The 20,583-nt window shown below is 73.5% G+C and carries 14 protein-coding genes and 1 pseudogene; 5 read left to right on the plus strand and 10 right to left on the minus strand.

Going from position 1 to position 20,583, the window contains the following annotated elements; translation table 11 throughout:
- Window positions 1-119: 119 nt before the first annotated feature.
- A complete protein-coding gene (locus tag ACFO6S_RS10525; RefSeq protein WP_378416665.1) occupies window positions 120-668 on the plus strand; it encodes a hypothetical protein in 549 nt (182 codons plus the stop codon).
- Window positions 669-787: 119 nt separating this feature from the next.
- On the opposite strand, the gene ACFO6S_RS10530 is transcribed toward ACFO6S_RS10525, so the two are convergent.
- The 4 genes from ACFO6S_RS10530 to ACFO6S_RS10545 all read right to left on the minus strand — a co-directional run bounded on the left by ACFO6S_RS10530 (window position 788) and on the right by ACFO6S_RS10545 (window position 5,433).
- The gene (locus ACFO6S_RS10530) at window positions 788-2,233 is read right to left on the minus strand and encodes an aldehyde dehydrogenase (RefSeq protein ID WP_378416666.1); all 1,446 of its coding nucleotides are present in this window, start codon (window positions 2,231-2,233) and stop codon (window positions 788-790) included.
- 95 nt (window positions 2,234-2,328) lie between these two features.
- The gene (locus ACFO6S_RS10535) at window positions 2,329-3,546 is read right to left on the minus strand and encodes a phosphotransferase family protein (RefSeq protein ID WP_378416668.1); all 1,218 of its coding nucleotides are present in this window, start codon (window positions 3,544-3,546) and stop codon (window positions 2,329-2,331) included.
- A 173-nt stretch (window positions 3,547-3,719) separates the two neighbouring features.
- Window positions 3,720-4,607 carry an ROK family protein gene (locus ACFO6S_RS10540; RefSeq protein WP_378416670.1) on the minus strand — a complete coding sequence of 296 codons (888 nt, stop codon included), beginning with the start codon at window positions 4,605-4,607 and terminating at the stop codon, window positions 3,720-3,722.
- Between the two features lie 73 nt (window positions 4,608-4,680).
- Window positions 4,681-5,433, minus strand: a complete 753-nt coding sequence (locus ACFO6S_RS10545) for a class I SAM-dependent methyltransferase (RefSeq protein ID WP_378416937.1) — start codon at window positions 5,431-5,433, stop codon at window positions 4,681-4,683.
- Between the two features lie 179 nt (window positions 5,434-5,612).
- Here ACFO6S_RS10545 and ACFO6S_RS10550 point away from each other — a divergent pair, with 179 nt between their 5' ends.
- Window positions 5,613-6,845 carry a glycosyltransferase family 4 protein gene (locus ACFO6S_RS10550; RefSeq protein WP_378416672.1) on the plus strand — a complete coding sequence of 411 codons (1,233 nt, stop codon included), beginning with the start codon at window positions 5,613-5,615 and terminating at the stop codon, window positions 6,843-6,845.
- Here ACFO6S_RS10550 and ACFO6S_RS10555 read toward each other — a convergent pair.
- Entirely contained in the window at window positions 6,783-8,642 is a 1,860-nt protein-coding gene (locus tag ACFO6S_RS10555; RefSeq protein ID WP_378416673.1) for an MmpA family trehalose lipid delivery protein, read from the minus strand. The genes ACFO6S_RS10550 and ACFO6S_RS10555 overlap by 63 nt on opposite strands.
- A 32-nt stretch (window positions 8,643-8,674) precedes the next feature.
- On the opposite strand from ACFO6S_RS10555, the gene ACFO6S_RS10560 reads away from it, so the two are divergent.
- Window positions 8,675-9,898 carry a polysaccharide biosynthesis protein gene (locus ACFO6S_RS10560; RefSeq protein WP_378416675.1) on the plus strand — a complete coding sequence of 408 codons (1,224 nt, stop codon included), beginning with the start codon at window positions 8,675-8,677 and terminating at the stop codon, window positions 9,896-9,898.
- A gap of 301 nt (window positions 9,899-10,199) precedes the next feature.
- Here the strand turns inward: ACFO6S_RS10560 and pgfA are convergent, their stop codons facing one another.
- The gene (gene pgfA, locus ACFO6S_RS10565; RefSeq protein WP_378416676.1) at window positions 10,200-11,387 is read right to left on the minus strand and encodes a cell envelope lipid trafficking protein PgfA; all 1,188 of its coding nucleotides are present in this window, start codon (window positions 11,385-11,387) and stop codon (window positions 10,200-10,202) included.
- Between the two features lie 211 nt (window positions 11,388-11,598).
- Here pgfA and ACFO6S_RS10570 point away from each other — a divergent pair.
- Window positions 11,599-12,648: pseudogene (locus ACFO6S_RS10570) on the plus strand (acyltransferase family protein); the annotation flags it as partial.
- A gap of 23 nt (window positions 12,649-12,671) precedes the next feature.
- Here ACFO6S_RS10570 and ACFO6S_RS10575 read toward each other — a convergent pair.
- From ACFO6S_RS10575 to ACFO6S_RS10590, 4 genes are all read right to left on the minus strand, one after another.
- Window positions 12,672-17,105 carry an alpha-(1->3)-arabinofuranosyltransferase domain-containing protein gene (locus ACFO6S_RS10575; protein ID WP_378416939.1) on the minus strand — a complete coding sequence of 1,478 codons (4,434 nt, stop codon included), beginning with the start codon at window positions 17,103-17,105 and terminating at the stop codon, window positions 12,672-12,674.
- A gap of 12 nt (window positions 17,106-17,117) precedes the next feature.
- The gene (locus ACFO6S_RS10580) at window positions 17,118-17,288 is read right to left on the minus strand and encodes a DUF2613 domain-containing protein (RefSeq protein WP_378416678.1); all 171 of its coding nucleotides are present in this window, start codon (window positions 17,286-17,288) and stop codon (window positions 17,118-17,120) included.
- Window positions 17,289-17,580: 292 nt separating this feature from the next.
- Window positions 17,581-18,672 carry an isochorismate synthase gene (locus tag ACFO6S_RS10585; RefSeq protein WP_378416679.1) on the minus strand — a complete coding sequence of 364 codons (1,092 nt, stop codon included), beginning with the start codon at window positions 18,670-18,672 and terminating at the stop codon, window positions 17,581-17,583.
- Between the two features lie 47 nt (window positions 18,673-18,719).
- Window positions 18,720-19,187 carry a universal stress protein gene (locus ACFO6S_RS10590; protein ID WP_378416680.1) on the minus strand — a complete coding sequence of 156 codons (468 nt, stop codon included), beginning with the start codon at window positions 19,185-19,187 and terminating at the stop codon, window positions 18,720-18,722.
- A gap of 89 nt (window positions 19,188-19,276) precedes the next feature.
- On the opposite strand from ACFO6S_RS10590, the gene ACFO6S_RS10595 reads away from it, so the two are divergent.
- The gene (locus ACFO6S_RS10595; RefSeq protein ID WP_378416681.1) at window positions 19,277-20,473 is read left to right on the plus strand and encodes a glycoside hydrolase family 3 N-terminal domain-containing protein; all 1,197 of its coding nucleotides are present in this window, start codon (window positions 19,277-19,279) and stop codon (window positions 20,471-20,473) included.
- The last annotated feature ends 110 nt before the right edge of the window (window positions 20,474-20,583 follow it).

Here is a 20,583-nt window from a genome sequence, read left to right on the forward strand (position 1 = left end):
GCCGGGGTTGCGCGCCTAGCCTGTGTGCGTTCCGAAAGGCCGACCTCCCACGGGTGCGCGGCATTCGGAGCGATGATGAGCGCACAACCCAACACCCGACAGTACGAAGAAGGGCAACCATGTCGAGCTCCACCCTCAAGCGGATCGCCGGCGCCGCCGCGGTCACCGCCGCCACCACCGCCGCGCTGGGCCTTGCGATGCCCGCGACGGCCTCGGCCGCGCCGACGACCGCACCCGTGATCACCTCGACCGTCTCGGGGGGCGACGTCACGTTCACGCTCAAGGACAACAACACCGGCGTGCTCGACGGATGCGCCGCCGCACTGGTCGACGCGTCGGCGGCGGTCGAGATCAGCGGCCTGCTCGGGAACATCACGGATCCGGCGAACCTGCTGACGGTCCTGAACTCCGGCGTGATCAAGGGGACGCCGGGGATCACCACCGCCCTGAAGCGCTCGGTGACGCAGACGGTCCTTGACGTGCCCAACGGCGTGTATGCGGTCGTCGGCGCCTGCGCAGGCGTGGGCAAGGAAACCATGACGGCCATCTCGCCGGTGATCATGCCGTCCGGGATCGGCAGTGCCTCCAGCGTGCTCGACTTCGGCAGCACCGTGCTCGAGAACCCGGAGTCCATCCCGCTGTTCCTCACCCTCGCCGGCATCAGCTGAGACCGCTCGGCTGACTTGCTTTCGGCAGGATCGGCCCCGGAGACCGGGGCCGATTCTGCCGAAAACGACGAACGCGCGCCGCACCCTCGGGTGCGGCGCGCGTTCGCGTCAGGATCGGATCACATGCCGTAGCCGGGCGGCATCAGGATGGACTTGAGCTCGCAGTACTCGTCCAGGCCCTCGGGGCCGTTCTCGCGGCCGATGCCGGAGTTCTTGTAACCGCCGAACGGCGAGCCCGGATCGAAGGCGTACCAGTTGATTCCGTAGGTACCGGTGCGGACCTGCTTGGCGACCTCGAGACCCTTCTCGATGTCCGTGGTGTACACCGAGCCGGCCAGACCGTAGTCGGAGTCGTTGGCGATCGCGATGGCCTCCTCGACGGTGTCGTAGGCGATCACCGACAGGACGGGTCCGAAGATCTCCTCGCGCGCGATCGTCATCGAGTTGTCGACGTCCGCGAAGATGGTCGGCTCGACGAAGTAGCCCGTCTCCAGGCCGGCAGGCACACCGCCGCCGACGACGACGCGCGCGCCCTCCTCCTTGCCCTTCTCGATGTAGGCGAGGACCTTGTCACGCTGCGCGGCGGTGATGATCGGGCCGAGCTGCGCGGCCGGGTCGTCCGGCATGCCCATCGGCATGAAGCCGACGAAGTTGGCCATGGCCTCGACGATCTCGTCGTAGCGCGAGCGCGGCGCCAGGATGCGGGTCTGGCCGACGCACGCCTGGCCGGAGTTCATCAGGCCCGAGAGCACCAGCATCGGCATGGTCGCCGGGACGTCCATGTCCTCGAGCAGGATCGCGGCGGACTTGCCGCCGAGCTCGAGGGAACAACGCTTGAGGTTCTGCGCGGCGGTGGCGCCGATCTTGCGGCCCACCGCGCTGCTGCCGGTGAAGGTGATCTTGTCGACGCCGGGGTGCGAGACCAGGTACTCGCCGGTGGGGGCACCACCGGGGACGATGGACAGCACGCCCTCCGGCAGCCCGGCTTCGGCGAAGATCTCCGCGACCACGTTGGCGTTCAGCGGGGTTTCCGGCGCGGGCTTGATCACGATGGCGCAGCCGGAGATGATGGCGGGCCCGAGCTTGTTTGCGAGCAGGAACAGTGGCACGTTCCAGGCGATGACGGCCGCGACGACACCGACCGGCTCCCGCAGCACCTTGGCGGTACCGAACGGTCCGGTGCGCTCCTCCTCCCAGGGGAACGACCCGGCCAGCTCCGCGTAGCTGTTCAGCACGGCCAGTGCCGGGGTCTTCTGCATCAGTTCGACGCCCGCGCGCGGCGCGCCCATCTCGGCCGAGATCAGCGTGCACAGCTCGTCGGTACGCTCCTCGATCAGCTTCGCCGCCTTGACGAGGATCTCGGCACGCTGCGCGGGGGTGGTCTGCGACCAGGGACCCTCGAGTGCCGTGCGGGCGGCGGCGATCGCGGCGTCGATGTCCGCGGGCGCGGCGACGGGAACGCTGCCGACGCGCTCCTCGGTGGCGGGCGAGAACACCTCGAGGCGCTCGTCGGTGGCGGGCGCCACCCACTGGCCGCCGATGTAGAGCTTGTCGTAGTCAGTCATTGAGAACTTCCTTGCTGGTGTGGGATTCGGGCTCGTGATGTGAAGGTCGCGTGGCGGTGTGCGCTACGGGGGCGGGTGCTCGGTCCGGGCGGGTGTCACGACAGCCCCGCCCAGTAGGTGCCGTCGAGCATGGCCTCGAGGGTCGGGCGGTGCAGGATCATGTCGTCCGGGTCGGCGGGCAGCTCGGCCTGGCCGAAGGCGATTGCGCGGCACTGGATCCGGAACATGATGGTCGCGTGCCGCAGCGCGGCGTAGAGGGCGTAGAACTCGATGTTGGTCGACTCGTGCCCGGTGAGGTCCCGGTACCGCGCCTCGACATCCGCGCGCCGCAGGAAGTCCGGCATCCCGTCTAGGTTCGCCAGTCCCGCGAGGTCCTCGAAGAACCTGTGCAGGAAGATCATCCAGGCCAGGTCCATCTCACGCGGGCCCAGCGCGGCCATCTCCCAGTCCAGCACCGCGACCGGGGCGAAGTCGCGATACATGATGTTGCCGATTCGGGAGTCGCCCCAGCACAGCACGGCGGGGGAGTCGTCGGCCGGTACGTTGGCCTCGAGCCAGTCCAGGCTGCGCTCGATCAACGGCGAACGCGGGCCCGCCGCGGCCGCCCAGTTGTAGTAGCCGCGCTGGCGTGCCAGATGCGCGCGGAACGCCTGCTCGGCGGTCGGTCCGCCGTCCGGCAGTTGCAGAAAGTCGAAGTGCTGCACCGGGTTCTCGATGCGGTGCAGCGTCGCGAGCACCTCGACGGACGCGTCCTGCAGGGACCGGCGCTGCGCGTCGGTGGCGTCGAACAGCCACGACGACCCGAAGTTGTAGGGCATCACGTCCGGCGGTACCTCGCCCTCGATGCGCTCCATCACGAAGAACGGCGCGCCGAGGGCCGCGGGGTCGGACTCGGACCAGTACGCGGTCGGGACCGGCACGTCGGACAGCTCACCGACCCGCTTCATGACGGCGAACTGGGTGCCCATGTCGTAGCTCGGGAAGATCGGCATGGTGGTGGCGCCGGGCTCGACGCGGGCGACCAGTTCGTGGGTGCGTCGGGTGCCCGGCTCCGAGAAGAGCGCGTCCTCGGTCGACTCGGTCCAGACCGCGTCGAACAGGATGGTCTCGCTGGACATGCCGTTGGCGCCGGGCAGTCGGACGTCGGTGACCTGAGGGTTCGCGCCCTCGTGCAGGCGGGTCTCGAGCCAGGCCTGCAGCTCACGGCCGAGTTCGGCGGTGTCGCGTTGGGACCCGCTCGGGCGGGCCACCTCGGCGAAGTTGTCGGCGTCGCCCGCGGGCGCCTCGCTGGATGCGGTCTCGGCTGTGCTCACGGTGTCCTCGTTCCATCGTCACCGCGGCCGCGGTGCGGTCCGGCGGTGAAAAAATCGAGTGTGGTGAGGAGCACACTAGAACACGTTACAGAACTCCGCCGGGCAAATCAGCCCCCATATCGGTTCGGGTCGGAACGAAACCCGAATTCGACGCCCGACCAGGCGCGACGCGGCTACTCCCCGAGGGTCAGTGCCGCCGCACCGGCCAGCGTCGCGCTGCCGCCGAGCTCGGCGGGGACAATTCGCAAGCCGCGGGTGAAGGAGAGTCCCGCTCGTCGCCGGGCGGCCGCCCGCATCGGCTCCCACAGCGCCGGGCCGGCCAGTGCGAACCCGCCGCCGACCACAGCCAGGTCCAGGTCGGCCAGCGCCGCGGTCGACGCGATCGCCGCGCCGAGCGCCGTCCCGGCCCGGTCGAGCGCGGCCAGCGCGACGGCGTCACCGGCCCGGGCCGACGCGGCCAGTTCCACCCCCGTCGCGCCCCGCCAGCCCCGGGAGTTCGCCCACCGCACCGACGAGGGTCCGCTGGCGACCGCCTCCAGGCAGCCGACGCCGCCGCAGGCACACGGGGTGTCCTCGGCGTCCGGCACCACCACGTGCCCGATGTGCCCGGCGTTGCCGGTGCGCCCCGCGACGACGGCGCCGCCCAGGACAAGTCCGCCGCCGATCCCGGTGGAGACGATCATGCCCAGCAGGTCACCGGTGCCGCGGCCGGCGCCGAGGCGGTGCTCGGCCAGCGTGCAGCAGGCGCCGTCGATGGCCAGCCGGACGGTGGCGCGGGTGAACAGCGACCGGGTGCCCTCGACGATCGGGAAGCCGCCACGCCACTCCGAGATGTTCAGCGGGGCGACGGTGCCGGCGCCCACGTCGACCGGGCCGGCCGACGCAATGCCGACCGCGGTGACCGTCCGCCCGCCGGCCACGGCCCGCAACAGCCCGGCGGCGGCGTCCCACACCCCGGTCGCGGGCGTCGGCACGCGGTGCTCGTCGAGGAGGGTGCCGTCGGACGCGACCAGGCCCGCCGCGAGCTTGGTGCCGCCGATGTCCAGGGCGAGAGCGGTCATGCGCGCAGGCTATCGCCCGTGCCTGGTTGACGGGTCCATGGACCCGTCGACCACGCACGAGCGGCGGAGCCGCCTACTTGCGCATCACCAGGACGAGGTTGCTCACCAGCAGCTCGCGCAACCACGGCAGTCGCACCATCCACCACGCCCAGCGCGGGTGGTAGCGGGGGAAGGCGGCGAGCAGTTCGCCGCTCGATGTCGAACGCGCCCAGCGCAGTCCGTCCGCGGCGCCGACGTCGAACAGGGAGACCCCGAACCGGTTCTTCGGCTCGCGGCCCTGCTTGCGGGCGTACCGGCGGGCCGCGTACTCGCCGCCCAGGAAGTGCCACGGGCCGGTCTCGTGGCCGCCGAACGGCCCCCACCACAGGGTGTAGGACAGGATCATCAGCCCGCCGGGCTTGGTGACCCGCAGCATCTCCTCTGCCATCGTCCACGGCTCGGGGACGTGCTCGGCGACGTTGGAGGAGAAGCAGATGTCGACGCTGTCCGACCGGACCGGCAGCGCCATCCCGGACCCGCGGATCGCGTCGCCGACCGTGATGCCGGCGGCGTGCATCTCGGTCGGGTCGGGCTCGACCGGTACGTACCGCGCGCCGGCGCCGTGGAAGGCGTCGGCGAAGTAGCCGGGGCCGCCGCCGACGTCGAGCACGATGCGCCCGGACAGCGGCTCCCCGGTCGCCCCGGCGTAGAGGTCCTCCACCAACTCCAGCGAGTCGCGGGCGAGGGCGCCGTAGAAGATGTCCGGATCGGTCTGCTCGTACCGGAAGTCCGACAGCAGGCGCACCGACCGTCGGAGGGTGGCCCGGCGGGCGAAGACACGGGTCACGGGGAGTGCGGTCACGGGGAGCCACCCTAGTTCGCGGCGCCGCGGTCGCCGGTGCCCGGTCCGCCGAGCGGCCTCCTCGCGCAGTCCGCCGGAGCGGCCCCTCGCACGGCCCGCAGCGGATAAAGTGATCAACGGCCGCGCCGCGGTCGTCACCACCCGAAGGCCGTAGGAGTAGTGCCGTGCGCGAGGTTCTGTTGTTGTGCTGGCGGGACACCGGGCACCCGCAGGGCGGCGGCAGCGAGCGCTACCTCGAGCAGGTCGGCGCCGGGCTCGCGGCCCGCGGCATCACGGTCACCCTGCGCACCGCGAGCTACCCGGGGGCACCGCGGGAGGAGACGGTCGACGGCATCCGGATCAGCCGCGGCGGCGGCCGGTTCACCGTCTACCCGCGGGCACTGGCCGCGATCGCCGCCGGTCGGCTCGGTTTCGGCCCGCTCCGCGGCATCGCTCCCGACGCGGTGATCGACACCCAGAACGGCATCCCCTTCTTCGCCCGCATGGTGGCGGGTGCGCCGGTCACCGTGCTGGTGCACCACTGCCACCGGGAACAGTGGCCGGTAGCCGGTCGGCTGGTCGGCCGGATCGGCTGGTGGGTCGAGTCGGTGCTCTCGCCGCGGGTGCACCGCCGTAACCAGTACCTGACGGTGTCGCTGCCGTCGTCCGAGGAGTTGACCGCGCTCGGCGTCGACCGCGAGCGGGTCGCGGTGGTGCGCAACGGCGCCGACGCGCTGCCCGACGCCGTCCTCGCCGGTGACGACGCCACCCGCACCGTCCATCCGAGCGTGTGCGTGCTGTCCCGGCTGGTGCCGCACAAGCAGATCGAGGACGCGCTGGCCGCGGTCGCGGCGCTGCGCGAGACCACGCCCGGCCTGCACCTGGACGTGATCGGCGGTGGCTGGTGGGAGGAGAACCTGCGTGAGCGGGCCCGTGACCTCGGCATCGCCGACGCGGTGACCTTCCACGGGCACGTGCCGGAGGAGGACAAGCACCGCCTCCTCTCCCGGGCGTGGGTGCACGTGATGCCCTCGCGCAAGGAGGGCTGGGGGCTGGCGGTGATCGAGGCGGCCCAGCACGGCGTCCCGACCGTCGGCTACCGCAGCTCCCGCGGGCTGACCGACTCCGTCGTCGACGGCGTCACCGGGCTGCTGGTGGACGACGCCGAGCAGCTCACCGCCGCGGTCGCCGAGCTGCTCGAGGTCGAGGTCCGGCGCGCCGACCTCGGCGACAAGGCCCGGTCGCGGGCGGCGGAGTTTTCCTGGACGCAGACCGCGGCAGGCGTGCACACCGTGCTCGCCGAGTCGGCCTCCGGCCGGTACGTCTCGGGCCTGATCGGGACCCCGGACGCGCCCTCAGACCCGGTCGGCGCGGCCCCGGACCCGGGACACCGCGCAGCCGAGCGCGCAGCCGGCTAGCAGCACCGCCCAGGCCAGGTGCGCGGCGGCCACCGTGGCCACCGCGCCCGCCCGGTGCGGCCGCGCCACGGGCTCGCCCGGCACCCGGTAGAGGGCCAGGTGTTCGTCGCCGAACACCGGTTCCAGCTGTGCCAGCGTGTGTTCGGCGGCCCCGACCGGACCGGCCGCGTCGCGTTCGACGAGCACCCAGCCGACGCCCAGGTCCGGCAGGTGGTCGGCGGGACCACCGGCGAGCAGCAGCGCCTCGACCTGTTCCGCCCGGTCGCCCTCGCCGCCGATGTCGGTGTAGCCCGCGCCGGTCCCGCTCGGTTCCGCGCCCGACCCGGGGCCGGCCCCGACCAGCAGTCGGCCGGTCTGGAGCACGTCGAGCGGCAGCATCCGCGGCGCCGGGTCCAGCACCGGGACCGTGCCGCTGTACGGGAACCGCCGGAAGGTACCCGCCGGCAGCACCGCGACGTCGCCGGACCGGTCCTCGAGCAGGTCCGCAACCTCTCCCCACGACGCCGGGTAGGCCACCGGGCGCACCGCGCCGCCGACGCCCCAGACCAGGTCGGGCAGCGCGATCAGCACAGCGACCACGCCCACGCCTGCGGCCGTAGCCGATCCGGAACGACTCCGCCCGGGTGGCCTCGACAAGCCCTCGCCGCCGAACACCCGCCGGCCGAGCGCGGCCAGCGTGCCCACCCCGGCCGCCGCCGCCAGGGCGTAGAACGGCATCGCCAGCGCCACCCACTTCTGGGCGTCGCGCAGCAGGCCGGCGCCGGGCACGGCAGTGACCGCCCACTCGCCGACCCGCAGGCCCCACCCGGTGGCGCCGAGAGCGGGCAGAACCACCGCCAGGCCGGCGACGACGGCCAGCGTCACGATCAGCGGGTTGCCGCGGCGGCGCCACAGCGCGGGCAGCCCGCAGCCGACGACCGCCAGCAGCAGCGCCGTACCGACCAACGCCCACAGCGAGGTTCGGCTGCCCGGTACCGCGTCCGCGTTCCAGATCCCGCCGAGACCGGCGAGGCTGCCGAGCGTGCCGAGGCCCGGTTCGGCGCGCGCCGCGAAGGCCGCGACGGCCGCCGGGTCCGAACCCTGACCGCCGGCGCCTGCGAACAGGGTCGCCACCAACCAGGGCGCCGAGGCGACCGCGGCCAGTGCCGCGGCCACCGTCAGTCGCGGCCGCCGGGCACCGCGACCGCCCGGCGTCGCCAGCAGCGCCAGGGCCAGCGTCGCGGCGAGCAGCGCGCCGGTGGGGGTCAGCGCGGCCGCCGCCAGCGTCAGGCCGAGCGGGCACCAGGCCCGCGGTGACCACGGCCGCCTCGCGCGGCGCAGGCGCAGCACCGCCGGGACCGTCCACGGCAGCGCCGCGTAGCCGGCCAGCAGGCTCCAGTGCCCCTGCAGCAGGCGCTCCGCGACGTACGGGTTCCACAGCGCCACCGTCGAGGCCAGCAGCAGCGGCCCCGGGCCCGCGGTGGGCAGCAGCGACGCCACCGCCCGCGCGGCGCCCCAGCCGGCGAGCCACAGCGCCAGCAGCGTCAGTGCCGTCACCAGCAGGCCGCCGTCGACCGCGGTCGACGCCACCGCGAGCAGCGCGTCCTGCGGCACCGCCCGGGCGGCCGCGTCGGTCAGCCCCAGGGCGGAGTCGGTGAGGTACGACCGGGGCGTGCTGACCGCGTCGCGGACCAGCAGGTATCCGGGCCCGAGCAGCGGCCCGAGGATCAGCGTCGCGAGGGCGAGGCTGTAGAGCGGAGGCAGGGTGCGGCGCGCGTCGAACCGGGCCCCGGGGCGCCCCGCGGGCCGCGCGATCATGTACCGAACGATACGGGTGCGATCATGGGCGGATGACGCCTCGCCTCGCCGCCACCTCCGCGGTGGCCGGTATGACGATGGTGACGGCGGGGTCGATGATCGCCAACCTCGCGTCGTACCTGCTGCACCTGCCCGCCAGCCGCTGGCTCGGTCCGGTCGGCTACGGCGAGTTCGCGGCGCTGCTGGCCGCGCAACTGGTGCTGGCGGTGCCGGCACTGGCGCTGCAGACCGTGGTGGCCCGCGAGGTGGTGCACGGGCAGGGCGACGGCGCCTTGCGGGCGTTGGGACGCCGGTGCGCGGTGATCGTCGCGATGATCGCGGTGCTGCTGGTGGCCCCCGTCGCCGCTGCCCTGAACACCTCGGTGACCGCGGCCGGCGCCGCGCTGCTGACCGCGCCGCTGCTGGTGCTGCTGGCCACCGAACAGGGGCTGCTGCAGGGTCGTGGCCGGTTCGGCGAGCTCAGCGTGGTGCTCGCGGCGACCGGCGTGGCGAAGGTGGTGCCCGCGGTGGCGGTGCTCGCCCTCGGCGGTGGCCCGGGGCCCGCGCTGGCCGCCGCGGCGGTGGGCACCGGGGCGGTGGCGCTCGGTGCCCGGGTGCTGGTCGGACGCGGCGAACCGGGCCCGGACGGCACCGATCCGGACGGCGGTGATGCAAGCGGCGGTGATGCAAGCGGCGGCACCGCGGGCGTGGCGGCGGTGCTGCGGGCCTCGCAGGTCCAGTTGGCGCTGATCGGCATGTCCTCGGTGGACCTGCTGCTGGCCCGGGTGGTGCTCGACGAGTCGCAGGCCGGGCAGTACGCGCTCGGCGCCGTGGCGGCCAAGGCGGCGTTCTGGCTGCCTGCCGCGGTCGGGGTGGTGCTGTACCCGAAGATGGCCAGCCGCGCGGAGTCCGCGAAGGCGGTCCGCTCGGCGCTCGGGGTGCTGCTCGGGCTCGGCGCGGTGACGGTCGCCGGGGTGGCGCTGGTCGCGCCGCTGGCGCCGCTGGTGGCCGGCGAGGACTACGCCCCGGTCCAGGGACTGCTGTGGGTGTTCGCGCTCACCGGTGCCGCGTTGGCGGTGCTGCAGGGCGCGCTGCTGTCCGCGATCGCCCGCGAGCGGACCCGGTTGGCACTGGTCGCGTGGCTGGGGCTGGCGGTGGAGGCCGGGCTGATCCTCGCGTTCGCGTCGACCATGCAGGAACTGGTCACCATCGCGGTGGTGACGGCCACGGTCACTGCGGCGGTGGTGAGCGTCGCGGCGCTGCGCGACGCCGGCTGACCCGCTCCGGGGACCGGAACACCACCACAGCGGCGCCGTCCACCGGAGCCGGGGTCGGCCGGCCGTGTCGCGCGGCCGCCGGGAAGTCGTTCCGAGCCGGCGCTGCAGAGGCACTCGCGGTGCCCCGGCGCCCCAATGCGCAGGCACGCGCACGCGCGGACACGCGGGTGCCTGTGGGACCGGTGGCTCGACCCGTCGAACCTGCGCCCCGCCGAACCCCTGGGAGTGCCAGCGCCCCCCCGGAACCGAAAGGGCCCGCACTCGTTTCGAGTGCGGGCCCTTTCACGGTCTGCGGTGCGGACTACAGCCGAGTCGTCGGCGGGTCCTGGTTCGGGTCGATGACCGGGAACACCTCGGTCCGGTCCGACTCGGTCCAGTCCTGCTGCGGGATCATCTCGGTCGCGGCGTCCTGCGAGTCGTAACCCTGGTTCGGGTCGTTCGCGGGAGCCACCGGCGTGGTGGCGGGGCCGGCGTTGGTGGCGGGGGTCTTCGGGCCGTTGCCGCCGCGGGTGCCGAGGTAGATGCCGCCGATCAGCGAGATCAGGCCGAGGATGCCTGCCGCGATCGGCACGGTGCGGCCGAACAGCGACAGCTTGTCGGCGCCGTCCTTGGCCTGGCCGACCTGGTACGCGATGGTGTCCTCGTCGAAGGGCAGCGTCGCCTTGAGGACCGTCACCTCGGGCTTGTCGGCCTCGCGGGCGTAGTACTGGTACAGCTTCTCCTGGCCCTTGACGATGACGCCGGTGACCGGGTCGACCCAGAGGTCACGCTCGTTGGCGTACCAGCGGCTCATGGTGACGGGGGCGTCTCCGCCCTCCACGCCCCAGGTGGCTGCGGGCAGGCTCAGCTTGTTCGTCGGGGACGCGACAACCGTGGACAGGTCAACGGGCGCGACCTTCTGGTTGTAGTGGTACACCTTCATACCGTTGATCTCCGTCTCCTCGACGAAGTTCACGTCCTGGGTCTCACGGGAGTTCAGGTCGAAGTACGGGTACGCCTTCTGCTCGGCGTCGAACGGGAACTTGTACTGCAGCCCGTCGCGGTCCTTGACCACCTTGGCCGGCTTGTCCGGTTCGGTCTGGATGGTGCTGGTGCCGTCGGCCACCGGCATCGAGCTGACGCGGTCGAGCGTGACGGTGTCCACGCTCGCGGTGAGCAGGCCGGTGTCGCCCTTCTTGTCGGTGCGACGCACCGTCTGGCCCGCCTGGACGGTGATGTCGTCGGCGTTGGACGGGTCGACGACGGTGACGTAGCGCTGTGCGACCAGCGGGACGTTGGTGTCGACGACGGCCTTGCCTGCCGCCAGTGCCTTGGCGTCGAGGACGTCGCCGTTGCCGGTCGCGATCGTGGTGACCTCGAGATCGAGCGGGGTCTTCTTCAGCTTGTCGACGGTGTATGTCGGGATCAGCAGTGCGGCTGCCAATAGGAAGGCGCCGAGCCCCACCAAGATGCAGGCGAGTGTCCTGCTCGGCCCTGAGCGTTCCGCCATACCGAATCTCCTTCGTCCTTCGTAGCCACAAGTCCCCGAGGCGTGGCCCGAAGCCACGACGAGCGAAGAGCGTCCATACCAGCGGGACACTCAGTGAGCCAGACAGTAACAGTGTCCAGTCCCAGATTGAGCTGGCACGCCGTTTTTTCAGGCGCTGTAAGAACTGCCCGTGCGCGGGGCCGGTGCCGATCCGGTGCAGACTGGACGCCAAATGGCTACCTACGCGACCCCCCCAGCGCCGCCCACCTCGACCGCGCGCGGCTTCGTGCCGGCCCTGGACGGGATGCGTGGGTTGGCCGCGATGGCCGTGGTGGTCACCCACGTCGCCTTCCAGACCGGGGCCGCCTCGACGCCGGTGCTGGGCCGGGTGTGGGGCCGGTTCGACCTGGCGGTCGCGGTGTTCTTCGCGCTCTCCGGCTTTCTGCTGTGGCGCCCGCACGCCGCCGCCGCCCGCGGACTCGGCCCGGCGCCGGGCACCGGCCGCTACCTGCTGCACCGGGCGGCCCGGATCCTGCCGGTGTACTGGCTGGTGATCGTCGTGGTGCTGGCGTTCCTGCCGGTGTCCGGCGGCGGCGCCACGGTGTGGATGGCCAACCTCGCCCTGGTGCAGGTCTTCGTGCCGCTCACCCTGACCGACGGGCTGACCCAGATGTGGAGCCTGTCGGTGGAGGTGGCCTTCTACGCGCTGTTGCCGCTCTTCGCGTGGGCGATGGTGCGCCTGCGCGGGCCGTCGGCCCGGCTGCGGGTGCCGGTGCTGCTCGGCGTGTCGGCGCTGGCCCTGGCCTGGGGCTTCCTGCCGATCCCGACGCCGGACGGCATCCACGCAGACAACTGGCTGCCCGGCTACCTGCCGTGGTTCGGCGCGGGGATGGTGCTGGCCGAGCTGGCGACGGGCCCCGAGACGCCGATGCACCGGCTGGCGCGTCGGCGCGGGCTGTTCGCGGCGCTCGCCGTGGTGTCCTTCGGGTTGGCCTGCACGGACCTGGCCGGCCCCGAGGGCCTGGAGCGGGCCGCGCCGTGGCAGTACGCCACCAAGATCGTGCTCGGCACCGTGCTGGCGTTCGCGCTGATCGCACCGCTGGTGCTGGACCGCTCCCGTGCGCACCGGTGGCTGTCCGGTCCGGCCGCGCTGGCCGTCGGTCGCTGGTCCTACGGTCTGTTCGTCTGGCACCTCGCGGTGCTCTCGATCGTGTTCCCGGTGTTCGGCATCCCGCAGTTCGGCGGCAGCTTCGTGTTCGTCCTGGTGGTGACGATGGTGCTCAGCCTGGCCGTGGCGTCGGCGAGCTACGCGCTGGTGGAGGAGCCGGTCCGGCTCGCCCTCGGTCGCTGGGAGAGTCGGCGTCGGACCGCAACGGCCGTCCGCGCCGAGATCGGCAGCACCGCCAGCCCGACCGCGACCACCGCGACCAGCGCCGCCAGCTGAACGAGCGCCGAGTGGCCGACGTACCCGGTCGGTGAGCGCCACGGTCCGGTGGAGAGCAGCAGGGCGCTGAGCCCGGTGCCGACGCCGGCGAGCCCGACCAGGGTCCGGGCTGCGGGGGCGAGCCCGCGACGCCGCCAGACTGCGGCGGCGAGCCCGGTCACCGCGAACACGACCAGGGTGCCGACCGGCCCCGCGGCCAGGGTGGCCAGCGCCAGCACCCCGAGGTAGCCGACGGTGACGCTGTGCCAGGTGCGCGGCGCCGGTCCGGGATCGCCGGCGGGCCGCCGTCTCGGCCACAGCGCTGTGAGCAGCAGCGGGAGCAGTGCCAGCAGGCCGACGGCGATGCCGAGGCGGTACCACCGGTCGGTCGGGAAGGTCAGGGTGACGGCGCCGTCGGTGCCGGCGGGCACGATCCACCCCTGCTGCCAGCCGTCGACCACCACCGGGGTCAGTTCCGCGCCGCCGGGCGCGGTGGCGACCCAGCCGACGTTGTGGGACTCCGGGACCACCAGCAGCCGGTCGGCGTCGCCGCGGTCGATGTCGAGCGTGCGCAGGGCCGGGCCCCAGCCGTCAGTCGGCACCCGGGTGGCGGCCAGCGTCGCCGGGACGGTCGGCGCCTGCGGGTCGCCGGGGATCGCGGTCAGGGTCAGGCCGTCGACGAAGAACGCCGCACCGGGCGCGACCACCACGTCCTGTCGTCCGGCGGGCAACGGGATTGCCGCGCCCGGATCGGCCGCGACGACCTCGCCCGGACCGGTAACCGAGCAGACCGTCGCAGGCACCGGCGCACCGGAGCGCAGCTGCCCGGCCGTCGCGGTGACGGTGGTGTGCAGTACGTGGCCGGCGACCGATAGCGCGGGCCCGTTCTCGCACCCGACGGTGACGGTGCGGTCGGTCGCCGACCACGGGTCGACACCGGTCCCGGGAACCGGCTGGTCACCGGTGGTGAGGACGCCGATCTCCGCGAGGCCGGTCGGCTGCGGCTGCGCGACCCCGAACCCGGTGACCCCGAGCAGGTCCTCCTGGTCGACGATGCTCAGCTCGATGCGGTCGGTGACGGCGGGTTCGAGCCGAATCGGCTTGCCGTCGTGGAACTCCCGCACCTGTGGGCCGGTGCCGAGGTTCACCGCGACGGTAGTCGGCGCGGCGGGCAGCGACCCGAGGCTGGCCGTCAGGTCCAGTCCGGTGACCAGGGCGGGGTTCGGGAGGCTCACCGTCACAGTCGGTTTCGTGCCGCCATGGGCGCTTGCCGCGGTCGCGTGCCAGCTGGTGCGGGGGTCGCCGTCGACGGCTGCGGCCGCCCCGCCGCGCACGTCCCCGATGTCGGACTTGCCGGTGGCGCGGGCCCGGGCCGGATCGGCGAGCAGGTCGTCGAGCGCCGCGCCCTGACGCGAGCGGACCAGCAGCCGCGCGGTGACGGCCGTGTCCTGGGGCACGGACAGGGTGCGGTCGAACTGGCCGGGCTCCTCCGGCTGCACGGCCAGCCCGGGGCTGCAGCGCACGCGGTCCGTGGCGTCCACGCAGCCGGTGCGGCCGGGCAGTTCCTGGCTCAGGTCCCAGCCGGTGACGGCGGCACCGGCCGGGGTCGGGGGCAGCACGGTGCGGTGCCGGATCGGCACGGTCACCGGGTGGGCGGAATCGGTGTAGTCGTCGACCGAGAGCTCGCTGATCCCGAACTGCGTTCCCGCCGAACCGTTCTCGGTCTTGATGGCGGTGATCTTCAGCCAGGGCGTCGGGCCCGGCGGCAGCGAGACTGTCAGGGGTGCACCGGGTTCGCTGACCCGCACCGCGGTGCTGCCGCTCGGGGTGGTGATCTCGAGCCACTTCACCGGCACGCCGACGGCGGCGGCGCTGGTGCGAAGGTGCAGCAGCCCGCTACTGATCGGGGTGTCGAGGTCCACCCGGAGCCACTGCCCCAGTGCGCTCTCGAGTCCGTTGCTGAACCAGCCGGTGGCCTCGTCGCCGTCGACGGTGGCGGCGGGACCGGTGCCCGGGGCCGTGCCGCCGAGCTGGGTGGCGTCCGACGCGGAGCTCGAGACGGTGATCCGGGCGCCGTCCCACTGCCCGGTGACCAGCTCGGCGCCCGCCACGGGGTAGTCCGGCACCCGGTTGTAGGTGCGCCGCGGGTCGTCGGGGGTGCGCAGCGCGGAACTGTGGTTGTCCACCTCGCCGAAGTCGGTCTCCCGGTCGGTGGGGGTGTCGGTCACGGTGACGGCGTCGACCGGCAGCCCGGCGCGGGCGGCGTCGGTGGCCAGCAGCACCGGGCCTGCGGTCGGCCCGGTGGCCGGGGCGGTCCCCGCGGGCTGGGAGTTCAGGTGCTGCAACGACTCCGGGCCGCCCTGCAGGACCGGAACGTCGGCCAGGTCCACGGTGTACGGCCCGGCGGCGACGGGGTCGGCGCGCTGGGGGTCGGTGACCCGGAAGATCTCGATCGCGGGGTAGCGCGGCCGCAGGTCACCGTCGGAGACGAATCCGTCGACGTGCCCGGGCCCGACGTCCTCGCCGAACTCCGCGACCTTCGTCAGTCCCGGCGAGCCCTCGACGGACTGGTGCACCAGCAACGGCCGCGCCGAGCGGGAGTTCTCGGGATCCAGGTCGTTGCGCACCACCAGGTAGCTGACCCCCTGCCGGAGCAGCGTCGGGGCCAGCCCGTCGGACGCGGTGCCTGCGGAGATCAACCGCTGCACCGAGTCGAGGGCCCGGATCGCGCCGGGCGGCACCAGCGGGACCGCGTCGCGGACCGCCCACGGGGTGGTGGCGAGAGCCTGCAGCGGTTCGTCGCGGGTCAGGCCCCACACCTGACTGGCGAACGGGGCGCCGGGCACCACCAGCGCGCGCTGGGCGTCGGAGCCGTCGGCGGCGTCGCCGCCTGCATGCTCACCGAGCCAGTCCGCGGCCTCCTGCCAGTACCCGGGGACCTCCCGGTAGGCGCCGCTGGGGGCGAGCCGGCCGGTCCAGGCCAGCGAGGTGGTGAGGGTGAGGGCCACCAGGATCAGGCTGGTCAGCGCGACCATCGGCTGGCGTTCGGGGTGCGCGAGCGCGTTGCGCCAGCGGGCCGACGGCACCGAGCCGGGCAGCGGGACCCGGGCCAGCAGGTGCGCGAGCCCGAGCACCAGGGGCAGCCGGATCAGCGGTTCGAGTTTGTGCACGTTGCGCAGCGCGGCGCCGCCGGAGTCGAGGAACGCGCGCACGCTCTCGGCGACGGGGGAGCCGAGCTCGCCGACGTAGCCGGCCGTCAGCCCGGCCAGCCCGACGAACAGGATCAGGGTCAGTCGTCCCCGCGCGGGCATCGACCGCATCGCCAGTCCGGCCATGCCTGCGGCCGCGACCAGGCCCGTCGCCACCACGGCGGCGGGCTGGGTGACCAGCAGCGAGCCGGCCACGTGGTCGGGGGAGACGAACGGCGTCCAGCTGTCGGTGCCGCGCAGCACCTCGGCGAGGCTGGTCCACTGCGTCGTCACGCCCGACGACTCGATGTAGTCCAGGAACGGCGGGCTGACCCGGCCGAGCATCAGCAGCGGCACCGCCCACCACGCGACCGCGACCAGGCACATCGGCAGCCACCACGCGGTGAACCGCCACCAGCGGCGGTTCGGCCGGTGCGCGGCCCACCACAGCGCGGCGATCAGGCAGGCGGCGGCGGTGGCGACGGCGTTGACCGCACCCATCAGCGCGACCGCCGTCGCGGACTGCGCGGCCAGCACCGGGGCGCTCCGCGCCCGTGCGTCCTGTCCCCCCTGGGGACCGACAGGACGCACGGGCGACGTCGTCGCCAGGACGACGGGCAGCAGGACCCACGGCGCCAGCATCATCGGCAACGACTCCGAGGAGATCGAACCGAGCGTGGTCAGGACCCGTGGGGCGAGGGCGAACGCGACGGCGGCGATGACCCGGGAACTGCGGCTGCCGACGCCGAGGGCCTCCGCGAGCCGGACGACGCCCCAGAAGCCGGCGACCAGCAGCAGCGCCCACCACAGCCGCTGGGTGATCCAGGGTGGGACGTGCAGGAGCTGACCCAGGCCGAAGAACGCGCCGTGCGGGAAGAAGTAGCCGTACGCCTGGTTCTGCACCTGGCCGAGCGGGGCCTGGCTGCTCCACTGGTGCGCCGCGCGGGCGAGGAACCCGATCGGGTTCGCGGTGAGGTCGTACTTGGTGTCGGCGACAACCAGGCCGGGGGCCTGCAGGAAGGCCAGTACCAGCGCGACGACGGAGGCGCCGAACAGCCACCGACGAGTCAGTGGATCGGTGTTCGGCGCCTCGGTCGTCGAGACTGGGGTGGTGCGGGTACTCGGGATCGTCGTGAAAGGTTAGCGGCTGCCGTACTCGACCTGGTTGAGCAGGGAGGACGTGGAGTTGCCGCTGGTGTCGATCTGCGGACGCGTGTTGTCCGAGGCGGCTGCCGTGACGCCGAGCACGGCACCGAGGCCGAGAACCGCGCCGATCACTGCACTTGCCACACCGGGGACAAGGAACTTCATCTCGGATCTCCCATTTGCTGCTGCCTGGACAACTTCTCGCGTCAAGGTATCACCTGCACCGCCGGGATCGGGTTCGGTTGTCCGGGACCGGGCGGCACGGCGTCGAGAAGGGGGCCGTCGTCGGATGGCCGGGCCGCCCCGCTCGCGGTCGGGGCGGTGTCCGCGGCGGCGAGCACCGGGGGCTGACCGGGGCCGGGCGGGCGCCGAGTGCGGGCGCGGCCGGCAACGGCTTGGACAACACGGGTTGGACCGTACGTCGCGGTCGCGCGGGGTGGTGGGACCCGTGCGCCGGTCAGCCGTGCGTGTTCACGCCGAGTGCGCCGAGCAGGGTGCCCAACTTGGTGGAGGTCTCGGCGAGCTCGGCGTCCGGGTCCGATGCCGCGACGATGCCGCCGCCCGCCCAGGCCTGCAGACGCAGCCCGTCGGCGTCCACCTCGGCGCACCGGATCGCGACCACCCACTCGCCGTCGCCGTCGGCGTCGCACCAGCCGACTGCGCCGCCGTAGAAACCGCGGGGCTCCTCGGTGTCCCGGATCGCGGCCAGCGCGGCGTCGAACGGGGTGCCGCCGACCGCGGGCGTCGGGTGCAGCAGTCGCGCCAGGTCCAGCGCGGACGGGGCGGGCTCGCGCAGCACGCCCCGGATCGGCGTCGCCAGGTGCCACACCTGACGGGTGCTGATCAGGCGGGGCGCGTCGGGCACGGTCAGCTCGGTGCACACCGGCGCCAGCGCGTCGCGGATCCAGTCGGTGACGAAGGCGTGCTCGGCGCGGTTCTTGTCCGACGCCAGCAGCGCCTCGCCCTCGGCGCGGTCGGCCGCGGGGTCGGCGTGGCGCGGCGCGGTGCCGGCCAGCGGAAAGCACTCGACCTCGCGGCCGGTGCGCCGCAGCAGCAGTTCCGGGCTGGCGCCGACGAGCGAGCGGCCCACGTACCGGCCGCCGGCGGGGCTGAGGTCCACGCCGAACCCGTTGCCGGCGGGGTCCTGCAGCACCAGTCGGGCCAGCAGCGACCACGGCGGCACCGGCGCGTCGGCCTCGAGCAGCACCGAGCGCGCCGCGACCACCTTGTCGAGTTCGCCGGACCGTAGCCGGGTGACCAGCCTCGCCACCCGGGCGCGGTGCTCGTCGGGGCTGGGCAGCCGGTCGACGATCCGGGCCTCCGGCAGTGCCGGCGCCGCCCCGGGCTGCCACGGACCCGCGGTCCGGTGCATCGTCTCGGGGGCGGTGAGGGCGGCGGGGTCGGCGGGGTCGAACGGCAGCGCGCCGACGACCAGCGGCACCGCGCGCCGCGCGAGGGCCTCGGCGGCGGCGTCGATTCCGCGGTACTGGTCCCGGCTGCCACAGGTGCGCAGGGTCCGGTCGGCGCGCGAGAGCAGGAAACCGTTCATGTCGGTTCCCGACGATAGTCGGCGGGCTCGCGGCCCGGCCCGGGTGGCTACTTGCCCGGCGGCACGATGAGCACCGGCCGGTGGCTGTGCCGCAGCACGTGGTCGGCGACCGAGGACTGCAGCAGCGACCGCAGCCCGGTGGTGCCGCGGGTGCCGGTGACGATCACGTCGACGTCGAGGGCGTCGGCGGTCTCGACGATGGTTGTCCAGATGGTCGCGCTGCACTCGACGCAGCGGCCCTCCGCGTCGAGGCCCGCGGCGACGGCCAGGTCCAGACCCTCCGCGTTGGTGGTCTTCGCATCGGTCAGCGCGATGTCCTCGGAGTCCTCGTCGGGCACCCACTCGGGCTGCATCACGCCGGACAGGCCCGACATCCGGGCGGCCTGGCGCGCCATCGGCTCCCAGGCGGTGGCGACGACCGCGCGGTTGGCGCTGAGGAACCGGCCCGCGTATTCGATTGCGCGCTTGGCATTGTCGGATCCGTCGTAGGCGATGAGAATCAGATCGGCGGGCATCGAGACCTCCTCGTTTCGGGGGCGATCTAGTCGCCACGCTACCCGTTGGCGGGTGCCCCGGGGCGTCGATCTGTCCTAGGCTCGAACCCGTGAAGTCCACCCGATTGCCCCGTGCCCTCGCCCTGTTCCTCGGTCTCGGGTTGCTCGCCGCGTGCGGCAGCCCGGCCACCGAGACGGCGGCGACCAGCGCGGTGACGTCGTCGGAGACGGCGGTGTCGACCACGCTGGCGCCGGGGCTGGACCCGGTCACCGGCGCCCGCGACCAGGTCGAGCCTGCGGTGTGCGGCACCGACTTCCTGGCCGGGCTCTCGGAGCGCCGCAAGCTCGCGCAGCTGCTCAACGTCGGCGTCGCCAGCACCGCGGACGCGGTGGACGTGGTGCGCAGCGAGCAGATCGGCGGCATCTTCGTCGGCAGCTGGACCGACCAGTCGATGCTGCGGGACCGGCAGGTGCCCAAGGTGCAGGCGGCCGCCGAGGTCCCGCTGATGGTGAGCATCGACGAGGAGGGCGGCCGGGTCTCCCGGGTCGCGGACCTGCTCGGCGCGGACCCCGCGCCGCGGACGGTGGCCGAGACCATGACCCCCGAGCAGACCTACCAGCTGGCCCTCACCAGGGGGCGCGGCCTGCACGACCTCGGCATCACCGTGGACTACGCGCCGGTGGTGGACGTGAGCAACCAGCCGGCGGACTCGGTGATCGGGGACCGTTCGTTCAGCGACGATCCGGCCGTGGTCACCCAGTACGCCGGCGAGTACGCCCGCGGCCTGCGGGACGCGGGCGTGTTCCCGGTGATCAAGCACTTCCCGGGCCACGGATCCGCGTCGGGCGACTCGCACACCGGCGCGGTCACCACGCCGCCGCTGGACCAGCTGCAGACCCACGACCTGGTGCCGTACCGGACGCTGGTGACCACCGGGGTCGGCGTGATGGTCGGGCACCTGGACGTGCCGGGGCTGACGGCGCCGGGCGTGCCGGCGAGCATCAGCCCGGCGGTGATGGAGCTGCTGCGGACCGGGACGGGGTACGGGGCGCCGCCCTTCGACGGCCCGATCTTCACCGACGACCTCAGCGGGATGAAGGCGATCACCGATCGGCTGAACGTCCCGCAGGCGGTCGGGGCGGCGTTGACGGCGGGTGCGGACGTGGCGCTGTGGCTGACCACCGCCGAGGTGCCTGCCGTGCTCGACCACCTGCAGCAGCTGATGGCGTCGGGGGAGCTGAGCGAGGACCAGGTCGACGCGTCGGTGCTGCGGGTCGCGGGGGCGAAGGGCGTGCTCAGCTGCTGATCGCCGGGGCGGCGTCCGCCCGAACGGCCGGTTCGGGGAGGATGGGACACGCTGCCGCACGGCAGACGCCCATTCTTACTCTAGAGTAAGATCGACTTCGGGTGCCACGT

Origin of the sequence: Rhodococcus kronopolitis (assembly GCF_042654025.1) — a bacterium.
Taxonomy (GTDB): domain Bacteria; phylum Actinomycetota; class Actinomycetes; order Mycobacteriales; family Mycobacteriaceae; genus Rhodococcus_G; species Rhodococcus_G kronopolitis.